The organism is Mesorhizobium huakuii, from assembly GCF_014189455.1.
In the GTDB taxonomy this organism is placed as follows: domain Bacteria; phylum Pseudomonadota; class Alphaproteobacteria; order Rhizobiales; family Rhizobiaceae; genus Mesorhizobium; species Mesorhizobium huakuii_A.
Map to the genome: position 1 here is coordinate 606,200 of NZ_CP050299.1, position 16,398 is coordinate 622,597.

A 16,398-nucleotide genomic window follows, 5' to 3' on the forward strand; every position below is an offset into this window, starting at 1 on the left:
GCCATGTCGATATCCCGCTCGTTCGCCTTTGTCCTCACCGCAATCTTCGGTCTCATTTGTGCCGAGGCCCGTGCGCAAGTGCCCGTCATCGACAATACCAATCTTGCCAAGGCGCAGGAGATCGCGACCAGCACGCGGCAGATCCTCACCGCAGATCAGCAGATCCTCCAATTCACCCAAAAGACACTGCAGGCCGTCACCGGCGATCGCGCTTCCGTCGCCCAGGGCAGCCTTGCCCAAATGGCGCTCGGTGGCGGTTTCTCGATGGCGCAGGCGCCCTCGCTCGGCTCAGTCATCTCCGGCGGTGCTCTATCGTTTGCAGGGATGAGCCCGGGGTCCCAGAACATCGTCTCGACGCTGATCAATGGGCTGCAGCTGGTAAAGACCATCACTGGTCTCACCGCAGGCCAGACCCATCCGGTCGACACGGCTTACCAGAATTCCGTCAATGTTGCCGCGACGCTCTCCGGGCTGATCACGTCGACGCAGACCGCAGTGCAAACGAGGTCGGCGGCCTTCACACAAGGTGGCCAGCAAATCGGCCAGGCCCCCGATCTCAAGGGCAGCGTTGACCAGAACACCCAGGTCCAGGTTCAGACGGGCCAGACGATCAATGAACTGAATGGCGTCGTGAACAACGCCGCCGCGGCAGCCAACCAGGCCAACCTCGACCGTATCGCCGCCGAATCCGCCGCGGCGCGGGCGATGAAGTTCACGCAGTAAAGCCCGACCCTGAATTCCCCGACCCTGAATTCCAAGAGAACGACCGGAGGACATGTGTCAAAACAAGCCATTGGCTTCCTCGTTGCCGGAATCCTTATCGCCGAAACTATATATCTGGCGGTGTGGAGGCCGCGCGAGCAGCCGAACCCATCGTCGATGGCGGCCGGGCCGGTCTCGCAGGATGATGCGGCGAAAGCCGCCTCGCGCGCCATGACGTTCAGCCAGCCGAAAGAGCCAAAAAAGTGAAGGCTGCGATCGGTTTGACCCTCACACTCACGCTGGCGGCAGCTCTCTCAGGCTGCGCTTATAAGCCTCTGAAGGCGCCGTGCTCCTCGGATGAAAGTGGCGCGCCGCTCGCATATGGCGACCCGGTCGCCGCGCCGGCGCTCCCGCCACCGCTGCGGTTGCCCGACAGCTGCGGCCCGATGAAACCGATCTGAGCGCGCGGATGGGGTCGTTCAGCATCACCACGTTGCTCCAATCGGTCGATCAGCTCGGGCAAAACTACGTCTCGACGGCTTATCGGGCGCTCGCGAACGCGGCGACATCGGGCGGTGGCACGGGCGTCGCCGGGCTGCTTCTCACCCTCTACGTCATCTTCTGGGGTGTCGGCATCTGGCAGGGAACGGCGAGCGGCGGGCCGGCCGATCATGCCTTTCGGTTGTTGCGGGCCTTCACCATCTATGCCCTTGCGACGAGTTGGAACGATTTCCAGACGCTCGTCTATAACCTGATGAACGACGGGCCTTCCGCAATTGGCAATGCGCTCTTGAGCGCTGTCACCACGGCCAACAACACCGGCACCGCGGTGAACCTTACCTCCGTAAACGGTGTTCAGAACGCGCTTCAGAACATGTGGGACACGACGAACAATGCGACAGAGGCCTTCCTCCAGAACGCCGGCATCACCAATTGGGGACCTTATATCTTTGCCGCCGTCTTTTACGTCGTGATGGCGGTGCTGATCGGCTTTGCGCTGTTCCTCATCATGCTGTCGAAGATGTTCATGTGGCTGCTGCTCGCCTTAGCGCCGATCTTCATCATCCTCCTGCTGTTCGGCATCACAACACGCTTCTTCTCGGGCTGGCTCAGCGCATTGGTTCAGTATTTTCTGGTGCAGGTCCTCGTCTATGCGTTCCTCGCCTTCTACGTCTCGCTCATCCAGCAGACGATCGACACGCTAAACGGCGTCGCCAACACCAAGAGCCCGACCTGGGCAACGATTGGCCCGGTCGTGCTGCTTGCCATCATCGGCATTCTCCTGCTCGCGCAGATTAACAATGTGGCGGCAGCGATCGCAGGTGGCGTGCCGATAGGCGCACCGCGGATAGGTCGGTTCTACGCCAGCGTCACCGGCGCCCGGGCCGCGCTTGCCGCGAACCGCGGCCGGCTGGCGTTCCGCAATCCTTTCAATCCGGCCTCGGTCTCACGGCGCGAGGAGCTCGCCGCGAGACAGCGGGCACGCGTTGGCCTCAGGGCCGCCGCTTGGGCGGAGACACCGGAGTTCCGGCGCCTTGCAGCCCAGATCAGCAATCCCGCCGTGACGCCAACGGCCCGTGACAACAGGACATCTTCATCATCATGACGCAGGCAAGTGCAGCCATAGCGGAACGACGCGTCGACCCGCGCTATTATTCGGAAGGGATGACCTGGGAACAGGACATCGCGCGTCGCAATCGCAATTCACGAGCGCTCGCCTGGATCGTCGCGGCGGTGATGACCGTGGTCGCGATCGGTTCGCTCGCAACGTTGGCGCTGCTCGTGCCGCTCAAGACCTATGAGCCCTATATGGTCGTCGTCGACAAGGCGACGGGCTTCGTCGAGGTCAAGCGGCCGATGGCGGAAGGGCCGCTGACGCAGGACGAGGCCGTCACCACCTTCAATGTGGTACGCTACGTCAAGGCGCGCGAGACGTACGACCCCAAGGCGCTCAAGGACAATTTCGACCTTGCGCAACTGCTGGCCGCGGGCGACGCCGCCCGCGAGCTGACGGAGATCTATTCCCCCGCCAACCCGCAGAACCCGATCAAGATCAATGGCACGAACACGGTGGTGTCCGTCTCCATCAAATCGGTAACCTTCCCGAACAACCGGACGGCATTGGTACGCTTCTCGACCGACACCAAGTCCGCCACCAACATCGTCACGGCGAACTGGGTCTCGCTTGTGCGATTCCGCTACACCTCGGCGCCGATGCGCAATGAATGGCGCTTCGACAATCCTCTCGGCTTTCAAGCGTTGGAGTACCGACGCGACCAGGAAACAGCGCCGTCCCCGGGAACCATGGGGGCGCAGCAATGAATCGTTTTGTCCCTGACAGCATCGTCGTCGGCTTGATGCTTTGGCTCGGGGTCGGACCGGCCGTCTCGGAGGCTATCCCGAAGCCCGGGCGCGTCGACAGTCGCGTCCGCGATGTCGTCTACAACAAGGACAATGTCACCGCGATCGACGCCACTTTCGGCACTTCGACCATGATCGAGTTGCAGGGCGATGAGAAGATCGAGACGCTGGCGCTGGGCGACTCGACCGCCTGGAAGGTCGAACCCAACCACAAGGGCGACATCATTTTCGTCAAACCGATCGAGAAGGAGGCGCTGTCGAACCTCAATGTCGTGACCGACAAGCGCATCTATTCCTTCCTGCTGCGATCAAATACCCGCCCACCGGCGACACAGATCTTTGTCGTGCGCTTCCGTTACCCCGAGGACGAGGCGAGTGCGCAGCTCCTGGCGACTGCTAAGGAACGAGCGGCGAACCCGAACCTCAAGGCCCTCAACATCGCCAATGCCAACAGCGACTACGGTTACAAGGGCTCGTCGGCAAACAAGCCGATCGCCGTCTTCGACGACGGCACCAAGACGTGGTTCCGCTTCGAGGGCGAGACGCCGGCGATCTACATCGTCGACAGCGGTCGCAACGAGAGCCTGGCAAATTTCCGGACCGAGGGTCCCTATGTCGTCGTCGACAAGGTCAGCCGGCAATGGACCCTACGCAACGGGAGCGTTGCGACCTGCATCTTCAACCGGCGGCTCACCAATGTGCATGAGCCGAACGGATTGGAGCCCTATGCTCCCCAGCGCGTCGGAATGCCGTCGCCCGCGACGGGAGGCTGAGGCGCCATGCCGAGCCCGCAGGACTATCGCTCGCTTGAGCTCGATGCCGCAGCCGCCACGACGGTCGCGCGCGGTTCGACCGGCTTTGGCCGGATCTTGAAATTCGCCGTGCCGGTCGGCGCGCTCGTGATCGCCGGCTGGCTGATCTATGGGTCGCTCCAGCGAACGCCGAAGAACATGACGTCGCCGGACAAGGAGGAGTTCACCACGACACAGTTTCCCGCGCCGTCGCTCGCAGCGCCGCAGACGCGGACCAACCAGGGCACAATTGTTGTTCCGGCGGCCCCGGCCGCCCCGGAACCGACTGTGCCTCCGCCGCCGGTCGCGCCACCAATCGCCCTACCGGCACCGCCACCTCCCGAGCCGCCGCTGGTCGAGGCGCCACCAAACGATGACGAAGCCCGTCGCCTCGCCGAACTCGAGCGTCAGCGCCAGGAGGCGGAGCGGCGCAAATGGGAACGGCTGCGGGCGCCGCAGGTGATCGCCGACAATGCTGCTGCGAGCGACGGGACAGCAAATCCGGGCGACAGCGCGCGCGACGGCGCGGGGCAGCAGGAGGACGACCCGAACCGGCGGTTCCTGGCCTCCGTAGCGAACGCGGGTGTCGAAGTGGCGAAAGCAATCAAGAACGACCGCATCGACGCACTCGTGGCGCAGGGGACCCTCATCCGCGGCGTCCTCGAGACCGCGGTGCAAAGCGACCTTCCTGGCATGGTGCGCGCGGTGACCACCGAGAATGTCTGGTCCTTCGACGGCCGGCGGATCCTGATTCCAGCCGGCAGTCATCTCGTCGGCGAATACAAATCCGGCATCACCCAGGGCCAGACCCGAATCTTCATCGTCTGGACGCGGATGCTGCGATCGGATGGGGTGTCCGTGCAGCTCGGATCGACCGGCACCGACGATCTCGGCCGCGCCGGCAATGCCGGATTTGTCGACAACCATTATGTCGAGCGGTTTGGTTCGGCGATCATGCTGTCGGTCGTCGGCGGTTTCTCCCAGTTCCTGAGCGGCCTTGGCCAAAACACCGGCAACGCCGGCGGCACGACGATCACCACCACTGATCCGGTGACCGGTCTGGTCACGACGACGCAAACCGGCGCCAATCAGAACCAGCAGGCGCTCCAGGCCCGCCAAATCGCCGCGCAGAATGTCTCGCAGACCCTCACCAACATCGCGCAGGAGGCGCTGAAAAACTCTATCAACATCCCCCCGACAATCTACCTCGACCAGGGAACGCGGATCATCGTCTTCGTCAGGCGCGACCTCGATTTCTCCGCACTCTATCCCGATCCGGTGAAGGAAGCGCTTCAGGAGCTCAAACGTGAACGTTCCGGCTCGAAACCAGACGATCTTTCTCGATAGGGCGCTCGGCCCCATCCGGCCCTGGCTTGACGACGATCAGGTGGTCGAGATCTGTGTCAACGGACCGGGCGCGGTCTGGGTGGAGCGCTTCGGCCAATCCGCCATGGAGCGTCATGACGTTCCGGAAATGACCGAAACGGCGATCCGGCATCTGGCCGAGCGCGTCGCGGGGTTCACCGGCCAGAGCATCAACGAAGAACACCCGCTTCTGTCGGCAGCACTTTTCACAGGCGAGCGGTTCCAAGGCGTGATGCCGCCGGCGACCCCCGGGGAGGGGCCTTCGCCATTCGCAAGCAGGTCATCAAAGAAATGCGCCTCGTCGACTACCGCAAGCTCGGCTCCTTCGACAAGGTTGTGACCACGACTGACGGCGCGTTGTCCGAGGTCGACCGGGCCCTATGCGCGCATCTCGACGCAGGCCGCATCGAGGATTTCATCCGCCTCGCTGTCGTCAACCGCTATTCGATCCTGCTTTCCGGCGGCACGAGCTCGGGCAAGACGACGTTTCTCAACGCGATCCTGAAGGAGGTGCCGGTCGACGAGCGCATCATCACCATCGAGGACACGCGCGAGGTTAAACCGATCCAGAAGAACTTTCTGCCGCTCGTTGCCTCCAAGGGCGACCAGGGCGAGGCCCGCGTCACCGTGGAGACACTGCTGCAGGCCTCAATGCGCTTGAGACCGGACCGCATCTTCCTCGGCGAGATCCGCGGCGCCGAGGCTTATTCGTTCCTGCGTGCCATTAACACCGGCCATCCCGGCAGCATCACCACCGTCCATGCCGACAACCCGGCCGGCGCGTTTGAACAGCTTGCCCTGATGGTCATGCAGGCCGGCCTCGGCCTCAGGCGCGAGGAAATAGTCGGCTATATCAAATCGGTGCTGCCGATCGTCATTCAGCAGCAAAAGATAGGCGGATGGCGCGGCACCTCGGCCATCTACTTCGCGCGCATGGCGGAGTGGCGCGAAGGCAGGGGTGAGAGGAAGGCCGTCCATGGCACGCGTCGTCGCCTTTAGGATCGGCGTTGCCCTTCTGGCGCTCATCGGGTTCTGGCTCCTGTGGAGCCTGGCTTATGAAATCGTCGTAGCGTCGCGCTGGGCACCGGCCCGCTTCCCGAGCGAGGGCGCAACCCGCTGGGCACTTTTGCGCATGCAGAACAATGATCGCACCGCGAGCGTCTTCCTGATCGCCTGGAAGCATTTTTACGCGCGCGTCTTCTTTCCGCTGACGCAGGTCGAGGCGTTGATCCGCGCCGGCATCGCCGTCGGCAGCGTCGTGGTGCTGGGGCTCGCCGTCTGGCTTTTCGCGACTGTCAATCGCCGGCAGATGCCCTATGGCGAGGCCCGTTTCGGCACCGTGCTGGAAGCGGCGAAACAGGGCCTGACAGCAAAGCAAGGGATCATCCTCGGCAAGCTCGCCGGGGCCACGATCCGCTCCGACGAGCCCGCTCACATTCTCGTCGTCGGTCCGTCGCGCTCGGGCAAGGGCACGGGCTTCGTTCTGCCGAATGGCTATCTCTGGCAAGGCTCGGCCGTGTTCTTCGACCCGAAGCGGGAGAATTTTGAGGCGCTCGCGAACCATCGTCGCGCAATGGGCAACAAGGTCTTTATGTTTTCGCCTGGCTCGAACGACACACATCGCTACAATCCACTCGACTTCGTGCGGCGCGACGAGCGGATGGCGACCGACTGTCTGGTCGTCGCCTCCTTCGTCATCCCGGAGAAGGCGGACGATACTTGGGCGGGTGCCGGACGCCTGCTGCTCTCTGCGCTGATCGGCTACGTGCTCTCCTCGCCGCTTATCGCTGGCGCGCAGCACATGCGTAGCGTTGCGCGCATGACGACGACGGGTAAGGATATCTCCTCCGTGCTGCGCGCCATCGTGAAGACCGAGCGCCTGCACCTGCCGACATGGGTCGTCGATAGCTTCAACCAATATATCGCCCTGGAGCCGGAAACCAGGAATTCGGCCGTCTTCAACGTCAACATGGCAATGTCGCTGTGGAACAACGGTCTGATCTCGGCCGCTACGGAGACATCTGATTTCGACATCCGCGAGCTCAGGCGCCATCGGATGACGATCTTCATCGGCTGCACCATCGCCGAGTTGTCGATCTTCCGACCGCTGATCCGCATCCTGTTCCAGCAAATCCACGACTTGATGATGGTGAAAATCCCGGGCGAGGACGAGCCGCATCAGGTGCTGCTCATGCTCGACGAATTCTACCACGTCGGCCGCATGGATTCCTTGATCTCGAAGATCACGATCAGCGCGGGATATGGTTTTCGCATGGCGATCGTCATGCAGGACATTGCCCAGCTCGACGAGCTCTATGGCAAGAACAAGCGCATCACCACCGTCTCCGGTTCGCAGATCAAGCTCTTCATCCAGATCAACGATCTGGAGACCTCGGAATTCGTATCTGAGATGCTGGGCGAGACGACGCAGGTCTACAAGACGCCGGTGATGCGACCGGGGCAGGGGATCTTCGCGCCACGCCTCTGGGCCCCACACTACACCCCGCGACCGCTGTGCAGTCCACTCGAGTTGCGCGAGATGTCCGCGCGGACCTCGATCCTGATGGTCAAGAACTCGCGCTCCTTTCAGCTTACCAAGATCCGGCACTATCAGGATCAGCCATATCGGCGGCTTTACCAAACAGCTAAGGCACATCCGCCCAGCTTGCCCACGCTGCGTAAATGGCAGGATGAGGTTCTCAACGGTGCCATCAGCCCGGCGCCGAGCCTGGAGGCGGCCGAAGACGAGGCTCAGCCTCCGCAGCTCCAACGCAACGCCGAAAAAACACCGCCTGAAGCTGCACCGAAGAACGAATATGCTCGCGGCAGCGTTAAGTCTCCGGCCGAGCCTGCTTTCCTTCCCACGCCACCAATCGTCGCGAAAAAGATCCCTGTTAAGCAATCCCGAAAGGTTTTGGCGCTCGGCGAGGAGCCCAACGCCCCGCAAGACGAGAACTGCAATATTCGTGACCTGCTGGCCGCTAGCGAGCGTACCCAACGAGACGACTTCGATGTAATGGCGGCATCAGCTCGCACCGCGTCCATAGCGCCGAAACTCGAGGAAGCTTTATCGGCGCTCGCCACCTTGCAGGAGCAGTTTGGGGATGACTAAATTTCCTTATCGTCGACGCGAGGTCCGCCGTTGTCAACGGCCGTCGCCACTGCGCAGCTCATCCACATTGGTGCCAACACTGCCATGGGCTTCTTGACCGAAGCGAGCGCTGGGACATGCATGGCAGACGATTTGCTGCTGCGTTCATATCGCGGCTATCGCCTTGGCGATCGCGGCGAAAGGCAGGACCAGGTATAGCGGCGCGTCATCGAGACGGACAGCACCGTAGCCCTCATACCAGCGTGCGGCCTGGTCGCCTTTGGCGTCGATAAGCAGGGCGACGCCGCCGACTTCCTGCGCGACTGCTATGCAGCGTCTCCCTGCGGCGAGTAGCAAACCGCCACCGAGCCCGCGGCCTTGTATCTTACGATCCACTGCGAGGCGACCGAGACGGTAGACCGGCGCGTTGTTGCGGCCGAGGCCACGCCTGGCGACCGTTGGTGTGCGGGCATAGTCCATCGAGGCAGGACTCAGGGAATAGAACCCGAGGATGTGCGAAGAATCTTCCGCCGTCACGGCGACGAACGTTTTTGCGCCGCCGCTTTCGTGGTTTTGACGCGCGAAGCGCTGTAGATAGGTATTGAGGTCCGCGTCGCCACAGTTGAAGGCGGCACGATCGTGCTGTTTACTGATCGGCACTTCCTGCCAGATGACGGAACTCACGCGAGGGTCTGACCGGCCTTGGCGGCACGGATAAGACGGTCGGTAGGCGCCGGCGGATTCTCGAGCAGGTCGAGGACGCGCAGGCTGTCGCGTTCTGACAGCGCGAGATGTTCGGCGCGTTCGATCGCGGCCTGGGCGTCACGCAGCGCTGAGCGCGTGACAAACTCGGTTAGACCGACATTCGACAAGGCCGCTGCACGTGCGATCACGGCTTTTGCTTCTGGCGGAATCCGGAAATCGATTCGGCCATTGTCACTGACATTGCGGGGCATAGGTATCTCCTTTGGCCCGATAATATAGTACGGATTGAATCCGTACACCGTAAATCCTTTCGCCTTCGCTTCATAAGCATGGGAGATGGCTGTTCCCAATCTTTCGAACCGTCCCGATGTGACGCTAGTCGCCATCCTGCATGGCCGATGAGCCCGTGTTCTACGCCTCACCGTCAAAGCTTCAAATGAGGCGGTGTAGAGGAATATCTTAACGCCAGCGAATGCGCCGCCGAAGCCCATCCGCCGGATCATCCGCGACTGGCTCGTTACTCATGGACATCTCAAACCCGGGGTGGCCAGAACCCTCGGCCCACTTTCTTGTTGCATGTTTCACGATCGATGTGTATTTATACACATGAAAAGTGCAGCAGTGATCCAGGCCCTAGAGGCTGATGGTTGGTATGAAGTCGCTCGAAAGGGCAGTCACGCACAATTCAAACATGAAAAGAAGCCGGGCCGAGTCACAGTCCCGCATCCTAAAAGGGATATCCCTTTGGGAACTTTGCGGAGCATTGAACGTCAATCCGGTCTAAAACTGAGGTAGAGACAATGAAGCAGTATATCGGACTGATCCATAAGGATGCCGAGAGCGACTTCGGCGTGTCCTTTCCCGATTTCCCCGGCGTCGTCACGGCCGGTACAGATCTAGATGATGCTCGCGCTATGGCCGAGGAGGCGCTGGCCTTTCATATCGAGGGGCTCGCGGAAGATGGTGAGGCTATTCCAGAGCCCTCCAGCTTGGAGAATGTCATGGCCGACGCCGAGAACCGTCGCGGTGTTGCAATCTTGGTGGCGGTCAAGACCGAGGCGAAGAAGGCAGTGCGTGTCAATGTCACGCTTCCCGAAGATGTCCTCAATCGGATCGATGCCTTTGCCGAAGCCCATGGATATACCCGCTCGGGGTTTATTGCCCAGGCAACCCAGAAGGTCATGGAGTTGGAGGCGGCTTAGCCGCCCCCAAATATCGCCCCGAACATGGCCGGCGTCATTGCCGCCCCCCTCGGCACCACCATCACGAACTCGCTTTCATGGTCAACATGGATGCGTTACTCGCCGCCGTGAACTGTCTGCATCCTCTCGGCAGGGAGACGAGCAAGAACCTCAATCTCGTTGTTGATCGCCTTGGCCTCGGTACCATAGGGCTGAAGTCGATCCGTTCATGCACACCTCCTTTCTTCGGCGCTGCTAATCTGGCTAGGCCTCGCGACGTCCCTGTGGCGAAAGTTTGGGTTTGCGGCCGAACTGGAAGCCATTGGCCTTGGCGCGGACGCGACCATTCGAGGTGTTTTCCTGAATCCTGCGCCGCCCGCGCGATCCCTCATCTGGACCGCGTCCGACCTTTGCAAAGCAGATCGCGCGATCGTCAACTTATCCTCTGGCCCTTGGTTGCCTGCACTTCGGCTTTGTCAGCATCGATTTCTTGAAGCACCTTTTCCTGTTCCAATTGGAGCGCCACAATCGCATCGGTCTGAAGCAGCGACTGCGGCAGCGGCTGTGCGGGATGATCGGCGAGCACACGCGAGGCCTCGATGGCGGCCGCAGCTTCGCGTGCCTCACGGGCGGCGGATTGTTGCGAGTTCGCGACGATGGCCCGATCTACACCAAGCTCGCGATGCGATGCCGGGTCGATCCCGCCACGGGCCTCTTGTCGGCGCTCCATCTCGACGGCGCGATCGACAATCCGTTCCGCAGAGACGGCCTCCCGCTGTTCCTTCAGGCTAACCTGTTGAGCACGCGCGATCAGGCGATCGGCATTGACCCCTGCAATGGCCTCGACTTCGGAACGAGAGACCTCCTGCGCGCCGCGCTCCTGTGCGCGCTGGAGATCGATTCGGCTTGCGAGTGTCTCAAGGTACCGTGACGATGCCTCTCGAAACTGTTGCTTGGTCTCCCCATCGAGGAGATCGCTTGTGCGAGAAACCGCCTCGTTCATGAGGCGAAGATCCTTCGTCATCTGCGCCGATGTGACCGGCATGTCGTTAGTCTCCTTCGTAAAATGGTCAGCTCGTTTCCCGATCATGTCGAGGACATTGCCTAATGTCTGGGCCATCGCCAGTCGTTCAAACATTTGCTTCGCCAGCGCATTGTCTGGATGTTCCCGAGCGAGAGTTCGCCAGGCGGCGACGCTTTCGTTGACAGCGCGACGATCAGGCTTCGAGGCGGGAAGCTTGATGGGGTTCGCCCGAGCGACACGGATCCGGTTCCTGGCATTGTGGATGAGTCGCTGGTTAGCAGGATCCGCCGCATAAGCGCGGTCACGTGCTTCCCGCGTCGGCCGTGGCCGCTCGGCCACGTCGACGATCGCCTTGTCCTTCGGGCCGTAACTCTGCGACGATGCCCGTTCCTTCGCTGAAGTGGCGACGATTTTCAGCCCATGCGCCTGGGCGTGCTGAGCATACACCTCGCGCCATTCTCGGAACGTCTCACGGCCCGGATGGATCTTCTGTCCGGATTCATTTCTCACCGTGATGATGGCGTGGGCATGGATATGCCCGTCGGCTTGCTTGTCGGTGTGAACGCCAAACATGAACTTGTGGTCGGCGAACCGGTCATGCAAGAACGCGCGGACGGCGTCGGTTAGGGCCGCGACATCCGCCCCAGTCTTCGCCGACATGATCAGGTGCATTGTGTCGCGCGCGGACTGCGACCGCAGCGACGGTCCCCATTCTCGCGCGGCGACGCGCGCATCGGCGACATTCGACAAAACCTTGCCATGATCGTCGACCACGGCGCCCTTCTCGATCAGCTTGTTTAGTCGATAGGTCACACCGTCTCGACCGTGGGTGGTGGGGCCTGGATCAACGCTCACGGCATGCCTCGGATGGCCGGTCGCCGCCTCTATCCGCGCCTTCACCGTCGCCTCCGATCGGATATTGAGCCGGCGCTGAGTAAACCCAACCTCCGCATCGCCAACCCGTTCCTCCCGGACTCGCAACCGCTCCTTGGGGGATCCAGCCATCGACACAACGAGCCGCGCCTCCAGCTCGCCCGACGGTGTCGCATCGAGACGATAGGCATAGCGATGGCCCTCGAATCCGGCAACCATCGCCTTCTCATAAGTCTGTCGCCCTGCCGGTGCGTCGCGCACGCCGTGAAGCTTCAAGCGCATGGCAGCCACGTCCTGGCTCTCTGCACGCTTCGCGAAACTGGTGGACCAGACCTTGATCTCGTTGGCCACAGCTTCACGATCGCCAAGCATGCGCCCATCGTGGGTCTCAAGCGCGACCTCCTCGCGCTGCACATACTGGCCCGTTGCCGTGACGCGCGCGACGCCCCGTGCGTAGGACACCACTTTGATGACCGCCGGCTGATAGCCCGCCGCCAGTTGCCGGGCGCGGCCGATAGCCCCACCACCCTGCGCTCCACCACTGCTCGAAAGATTTCCAGCGATCGGCGCCGTCGGCGACCCAGATCCGGTGTTCCCCGCCAGCCCGCCAGCGCCTCCCCTGGCCGCCGCCGGCAGCAACCGACGCCGCTCCTCGTCCTGTCCGCCCGAGATCGTCGCGCCACGAATGTCTGCCTGAGACGACGTACTTGGTAGCGACGAAACCCGCTTGGCTTTCGGTTGGCGCTCCTCGTCAATCGGCCTCGATACCCGTGGCCGCCCGCGTTCCTCGCGTGCCGTTTCGACGGCCCGCCGCGCAGCATTGACCTGCTCAAGCCACCATCCGATTTGAGCGGCCCGGCTCAAGAGCGGACTTCCTCCGACAGTGTAAGCTTCGCAACACGTCGAAGCTTGGAGCCATAGGCGACGGTCATCTCGGTGAGCTCTTCATTGATCGTCGCGATCACCTCGTACAAGCCGCGCCACACGGCCTCCGTGTCCTCGATGCGCACGGCCTGGCCACGGTGGATCGCTTTCAAGACCTGGGAGAGATTGCGCCCAACCATCCGGACTTGGTAGGCGAGATCCACGATGACCACAGTGTTCTCGGCAGAAAGTGCGGGGCCGGCCTGAACCGACGCCCGGATCAACCGTCGTACGACCTCGGCCTTCGGCAAGCCGAACAGTGCCACTGCCTCCTGAAGGCGCCGCTCATCCAGCTCCGACAGCTCCGTGCGGAGCCTTGGTTTGCGTCTCGGCATTGCAGCGGAACTGGCCACAGCGTCCTCCCTTCTCTTCTCGGCCGACGGGCTCAAGCTTCGCCGGCAGGCAACGCGCGTCAGCGCCCTGGCTGCGTCCAGCAGCCTCCCCGGTTTGGCCCACAAACCGGTATCTTGTCAACAAATATCTATTATAATGAACTCCAATGGCCCAAGGAGAGCAGCCGCCCCATGCCCTGCCGTGCCCGCCTGCGCTGTGCCGCGATCCGCCCCATAGCGCTATCCCCACCCGTTGTTACCGCAATACTGATTTGACGCCTTTTGATATGAATACACCTGTCAGGACCCCCGCTATGCCTCAGGGGTCGGGATTGTTCTCCTCCAAGATTGCCGTATGTCGCGAAACGCGAGTTACAGCATTACCCGGAAGTGTCATTGCCGCCTTGGAGCAAACGTGCCTTGCGGTATTGCCGCTTTGCCGAAACACAGCACTGCCGCATTCTCTCATTGGAGGACCGCGCGAACAACGACTTGCACGATTTCCGACCTCGTAATATCTAATATATTGTTTTGGTCATTTCGCTGTCGCGATCGCGGCGCCACGAGGAGCCTTTCATGCCGAGCATCTTCGCCATCGCAAACCCAAAAGGAGGCTCCGGGAAAACCACCGTCGCCATTATCCTTGCCGGCGAGTTCGCCAATCACGACTATTCCGTCGCCATCGTCGACGCGGATCCTCAGGGCTCCGCCTACCAATGGCATGCATCTTCGGTCGCGCGGGATCTCAGTCCGAAAGGGATCGATCTCGTGCGCGCGCCGGATGAACAGAGCCTCGCACAAGCGCTCGAGCGCCTTGACAGCCATGACGTCGTCGTCATCGACACGCCGGGCTATTACGGACCAGTGCTTACCCATTCGGCGCTGCGCGCCGACCTCGTCGTCCTGCCCTGTAGGGTTCACACCTTCGATGCATCGCAGGTCGTGCGCTCCATCCGCAACCTCGAGCAGCATGCCCACGCAGCCAATCTCCCCATGAGCCAGCACCGCGTTCTCTTCAACGAATATGACAGTCTCGACCGCAACACCAGGCCGCTGCGCGAAGTCCTCGCCTATCTCAACGCCGAGCAGGTGCCCATCTGCGCCAACGCGCTCTATCGGCGCGTCACCTATCGAACGATGACCAGCGGCCACGGTACACTCTACCAGATGAGCGACACGGATGAGTCGATCCGCAAGGCCCGCTACAATGCCGACCAGGTCGTCCGCGAATTGCTCGCGGCGAGCCAGGGCGTCAATAACGGCGACAATGCCGCATGAACGAAACCGCCAAACCGCCCCGTCCTGCCCTGCCACGCGACGCCTTTCGCGCCCAGCGGATCTCGTCTGATCCGCCGCCCGGGGCCAAGCCCGTCGTCATCACACCGCATTACGACGATCAACCGACAACGCAGGCGTCAACCTCCGCTGCCCCGCAAACTCCTCACGCAACCCTGCCCAACAAGATCGAGGCGCCTAAGTCGGTACCGTCGGCCAAACCGAAGAGGGAAAATCCGCGCAAGCCGTTCGATGCCTATGGCGAACGCAGTTCGTCGCGCCCTTATGCACTTCGCTTGCCCGACGCCATCGATCTGGTCCTCAGGCAGATCGCCGCGGAGGAGCGCACGCATCCTCTACGCATCATCGATCGTGTTCTCCACGACTACCTGAAACGCATTGGACGTCTCCCGCCCTCGCACGACGCCTGACCACCAGCCCTCCGCCGTACCTGCAGCGCTATTTGGGAGCGCTGTCCGGCTGCGGGCTGGCTCCGCTACGCTTCGGCCGCTCGCGCGGCTGGACAGCCGCTTAAACAGCGGTGAGACAGGGCAACAGGCCTCGCGCGAGTACGAATTCGAACGGCAAGCCGCTAAAAGGCATCCGAGAAAAAGGGCGTCCGGACCGGCTTGACGTCCAGATGCCGCCCGCCATGCAGAGATACTCTTTGGACAAATAGCCTTGGAGCCGTCGCCCAGGGGACGATGTGCCGCTCCAACTCAACACCCCCAGAAAGCGCTCGCCGTGCGCAGCCAGAACCGGAGAGGAGCAGGAAGGTCCATTCTATCGCCAGCAGGCTTATCGGTTTTAGTGGCGAACGGCAACGTTGGCTCATGCATAGGCTTGCGGTTGTTCCTACTCAGTATCGGGCGGGCCTTCCATTTTGCGGCCGGCGGCGTCGCGCGGGGCCTAACGGCATCAGCATCAGCCAGACAGAAAATGGGAGCGCTTGGGCCTAAACTCAGTCCGTACATTATCTCGTATGTGCTCACTGGCAACGTAAGGCCCGAGTCCACGGTCGTTCATCAAGTGGGAAGCCAAAGTCTCTCGCAGCCAGCCTAATACGGGCCAGCTCGAGCCGGCCCCCGTATTGGAAATGTCTGCGCGCCGACGAAGCTTTAGGAGGTTTGATCCGACACGCCCGTGCTTCATTCAGAGAATATTCAATATATAAGAACATTCATATACAAGATAACCTCATTGCGGTATTGATCGCCTCCGCAGGCGCAGGTGCCTCATCTGGAGTTCATCGATTTCATGTCGCCCGTCCGCAAGCCCCAGCCGGTCGATCATTCCATCCTCAATGAAATGCTGGCGTTGCGCCTCCAGCAGCTTGAGATCGAGAATGGCGGAATGGAAGCCTTCCTCCCCAAGACGGGTTTGGCGCGAGGGACCTACTACACGATGCTGCGCGGTATCGGAAATCCGACCCTTAAGACGATGGAGCGTATCGCTTCCAAGCTCAATATGACCGTATTCGAGTTGTTGGGCTTCGAGATCGACGATGCGCGCAGGGCGCTGAAGAAGCGCGGCGTCGACTATGACGAGTTGACCTCAGCCATCCGGAAAAAAGATGAAGCTACCCGGCGTGTAGCGCGGCAGACCCGGTCGCAGAAGCTGTCGGGCTGAGAGAAACAGAAAGGTGCGCGACCCCAGGACACCGTCATCCACGCCGGCGAGTGCCTGGACCAGTTCGCAAAGTTCGGCGCCGACAACGCCAAAGAAGAGATGCCGAATTTGCCGCAGCTAACGCGATGCTGAGTTCTGACCGCTC

At 61.7% G+C, this 16,398-nt stretch carries 16 protein-coding genes and 1 pseudogene; 13 read left to right on the forward strand and 4 right to left on the reverse strand.

The features are described from left to right. The first annotated feature begins 78 nt into the window (after nt 1-78). The 8 genes and pseudogenes from HB778_RS40580 to HB778_RS40615 all read left to right on the forward strand — a co-directional run bounded on the left by HB778_RS40580 (nt 79) and on the right by HB778_RS40615 (nt 8,331). Nucleotides 79-723 carry a type IV secretion system protein gene (locus tag HB778_RS40580; RefSeq protein WP_244662160.1) on the forward strand — a complete coding sequence of 215 codons (645 nt, stop codon included), beginning with the start codon at nt 79-81 and terminating at the stop codon, nt 721-723. A 54-nt stretch (nt 724-777) separates the two neighbouring features. Then, the gene (locus tag HB778_RS40585) at nt 778-969 is read left to right on the forward strand and encodes a hypothetical protein (RefSeq protein ID WP_183455118.1); all 192 of its coding nucleotides are present in this window, start codon (nt 778-780) and stop codon (nt 967-969) included. Nucleotides 970-1,171: 202 nt separating this feature from the next. Beyond that, nucleotides 1,172-2,308, forward strand: coding sequence for a type IV secretion system protein (locus HB778_RS40590; protein WP_183465704.1), 1,137 nt, complete (start codon nt 1,172-1,174; stop codon nt 2,306-2,308). Further along, on the forward strand, nt 2,305-3,024 hold the full coding sequence (locus HB778_RS40595; RefSeq protein ID WP_183455116.1) for a virB8 family protein: 720 nt from the start codon (nt 2,305-2,307) through the stop codon (nt 3,022-3,024). Before HB778_RS40590 ends, HB778_RS40595 begins: the two co-directional genes overlap by 4 nt. Before the next feature lie 35 nt (nt 3,025-3,059). Beyond that, nucleotides 3,060-3,836 (forward strand): P-type conjugative transfer protein VirB9, encoded by a 777-nt coding sequence (gene virB9, locus HB778_RS40600; protein ID WP_183465925.1) that lies wholly within the window; start codon nt 3,060-3,062, stop codon nt 3,834-3,836. Nucleotides 3,837-3,842: 6 nt separating this feature from the next. After that, nucleotides 3,843-5,201 carry a type IV secretion system protein VirB10 gene (virB10, locus tag HB778_RS40605; RefSeq protein WP_183465705.1) on the forward strand — a complete coding sequence of 453 codons (1,359 nt, stop codon included), beginning with the start codon at nt 3,843-3,845 and terminating at the stop codon, nt 5,199-5,201. Further along, nucleotides 5,161-6,218: pseudogene (virB11, locus tag HB778_RS40610) on the forward strand (P-type DNA transfer ATPase VirB11). The gene virB10 and the pseudogene virB11 overlap by 41 nt, the downstream one beginning before the upstream one ends. Before the next feature lie 226 nt (nt 6,219-6,444). After that, complete coding sequence (locus HB778_RS40615) at nt 6,445-8,331, forward strand: type IV secretory system conjugative DNA transfer family protein (RefSeq protein ID WP_244662162.1); 1,887 nt, start codon at nt 6,445-6,447, stop codon at nt 8,329-8,331. A gap of 144 nt (nt 8,332-8,475) precedes the next feature. On the opposite strand, the gene HB778_RS40620 is transcribed toward HB778_RS40615, so the two are convergent. Together HB778_RS40620 and HB778_RS40625 are read right to left on the reverse strand one after the other, a co-directional pair. Continuing rightward, nucleotides 8,476-8,994 carry a GNAT family N-acetyltransferase gene (locus tag HB778_RS40620; protein ID WP_183465707.1) on the reverse strand — a complete coding sequence of 173 codons (519 nt, stop codon included), beginning with the start codon at nt 8,992-8,994 and terminating at the stop codon, nt 8,476-8,478. Then, on the reverse strand, nt 8,991-9,266 hold the full coding sequence (locus tag HB778_RS40625) for a DUF1778 domain-containing protein (RefSeq protein WP_183455111.1): 276 nt from the start codon (nt 9,264-9,266) through the stop codon (nt 8,991-8,993). The genes HB778_RS40620 and HB778_RS40625 overlap by 4 nt, the downstream gene beginning before the upstream one ends. A 355-nt stretch (nt 9,267-9,621) precedes the next feature. Here HB778_RS40625 and HB778_RS40630 point away from each other — a divergent pair, with 355 nt between their 5' ends. After that, nucleotides 9,622-9,810, forward strand: coding sequence for a type II toxin-antitoxin system HicA family toxin (locus HB778_RS40630; RefSeq protein ID WP_183455110.1), 189 nt, complete (start codon nt 9,622-9,624; stop codon nt 9,808-9,810). Nucleotides 9,811-9,815: 5 nt separating this feature from the next. After that, on the forward strand, nt 9,816-10,217 hold the full coding sequence (locus HB778_RS40635; protein ID WP_183455109.1) for a type II toxin-antitoxin system HicB family antitoxin: 402 nt from the start codon (nt 9,816-9,818) through the stop codon (nt 10,215-10,217). A gap of 412 nt (nt 10,218-10,629) precedes the next feature. On the opposite strand, the gene HB778_RS40640 is transcribed toward HB778_RS40635, so the two are convergent. Together HB778_RS40640 and HB778_RS40645 are read right to left on the reverse strand one after the other, a co-directional pair. Further along, on the reverse strand, nt 10,630-12,957 hold the full coding sequence (locus HB778_RS40640; protein ID WP_183465708.1) for a relaxase/mobilization nuclease domain-containing protein: 2,328 nt from the start codon (nt 12,955-12,957) through the stop codon (nt 10,630-10,632). After that, a complete protein-coding gene (locus HB778_RS40645; RefSeq protein WP_244662163.1) occupies nt 12,954-13,283 on the reverse strand; it encodes a hypothetical protein in 330 nt (109 codons plus the stop codon). Before HB778_RS40645 ends, HB778_RS40640 begins: the two co-directional genes overlap by 4 nt. Nucleotides 13,284-13,925: 642 nt before the next feature. Between HB778_RS40645 and HB778_RS40650 the strand changes: the two genes are divergently transcribed. The 3 genes from HB778_RS40650 (at nt 13,926) to HB778_RS40660 (ending at nt 16,253) form a co-directional block, all read left to right on the forward strand. After that, a complete protein-coding gene (locus HB778_RS40650) occupies nt 13,926-14,627 on the forward strand; it encodes a ParA family protein (protein WP_183465709.1) in 702 nt (233 codons plus the stop codon). Next, on the forward strand, nt 14,624-15,055 hold the full coding sequence (locus HB778_RS40655; protein ID WP_183465710.1) for a hypothetical protein: 432 nt from the start codon (nt 14,624-14,626) through the stop codon (nt 15,053-15,055). Before HB778_RS40650 ends, HB778_RS40655 begins: the two co-directional genes overlap by 4 nt. 799 nt (nt 15,056-15,854) lie before the next feature. Beyond that, nucleotides 15,855-16,253: an XRE family transcriptional regulator gene (locus HB778_RS40660; RefSeq protein WP_244662164.1), complete on the forward strand. Its 399-nt coding sequence runs from the start codon at nt 15,855-15,857 to the stop codon at nt 16,251-16,253. The last annotated feature ends 145 nt before the right edge of the window (nt 16,254-16,398 follow it).

Excerpts from the sequence above, each read along its gene's own strand:
- HB778_RS40590 (WP_183465704.1), top strand. The coding sequence starts at position 1,172 with ATGGGGTCGTTCAGCATCACCACGTTGCTCCAATCGGTCGATCAGCTC.
- HB778_RS40650 (WP_183465709.1), top strand. The coding sequence starts at position 13,926 with ATGCCGAGCATCTTCGCCATCGCAAACCCAAAAGGAGGCTCCGGGAAA.
- virB9 (WP_183465925.1), top strand. The coding sequence starts at position 3,060 with ATGCTTTGGCTCGGGGTCGGACCGGCCGTCTCGGAGGCTATCCCGAAG.
- HB778_RS40595 (WP_183455116.1), top strand. The coding sequence starts at position 2,305 with ATGACGCAGGCAAGTGCAGCCATAGCGGAACGACGCGTCGACCCGCGC.
- virB10 (WP_183465705.1), top strand. The coding sequence starts at position 3,843 with ATGCCGAGCCCGCAGGACTATCGCTCGCTTGAGCTCGATGCCGCAGCC.
- HB778_RS40635 (WP_183455109.1), top strand. The coding sequence starts at position 9,816 with ATGAAGCAGTATATCGGACTGATCCATAAGGATGCCGAGAGCGACTTC.
- HB778_RS40625 (WP_183455111.1), bottom strand. The coding sequence starts at position 9,266 with ATGCCCCGCAATGTCAGTGACAATGGCCGAATCGATTTCCGGATTCCG.
- HB778_RS40655 (WP_183465710.1), top strand. The coding sequence starts at position 14,624 with ATGAACGAAACCGCCAAACCGCCCCGTCCTGCCCTGCCACGCGACGCC.
- HB778_RS40630 (WP_183455110.1), top strand. The coding sequence starts at position 9,622 with ATGAAAAGTGCAGCAGTGATCCAGGCCCTAGAGGCTGATGGTTGGTAT.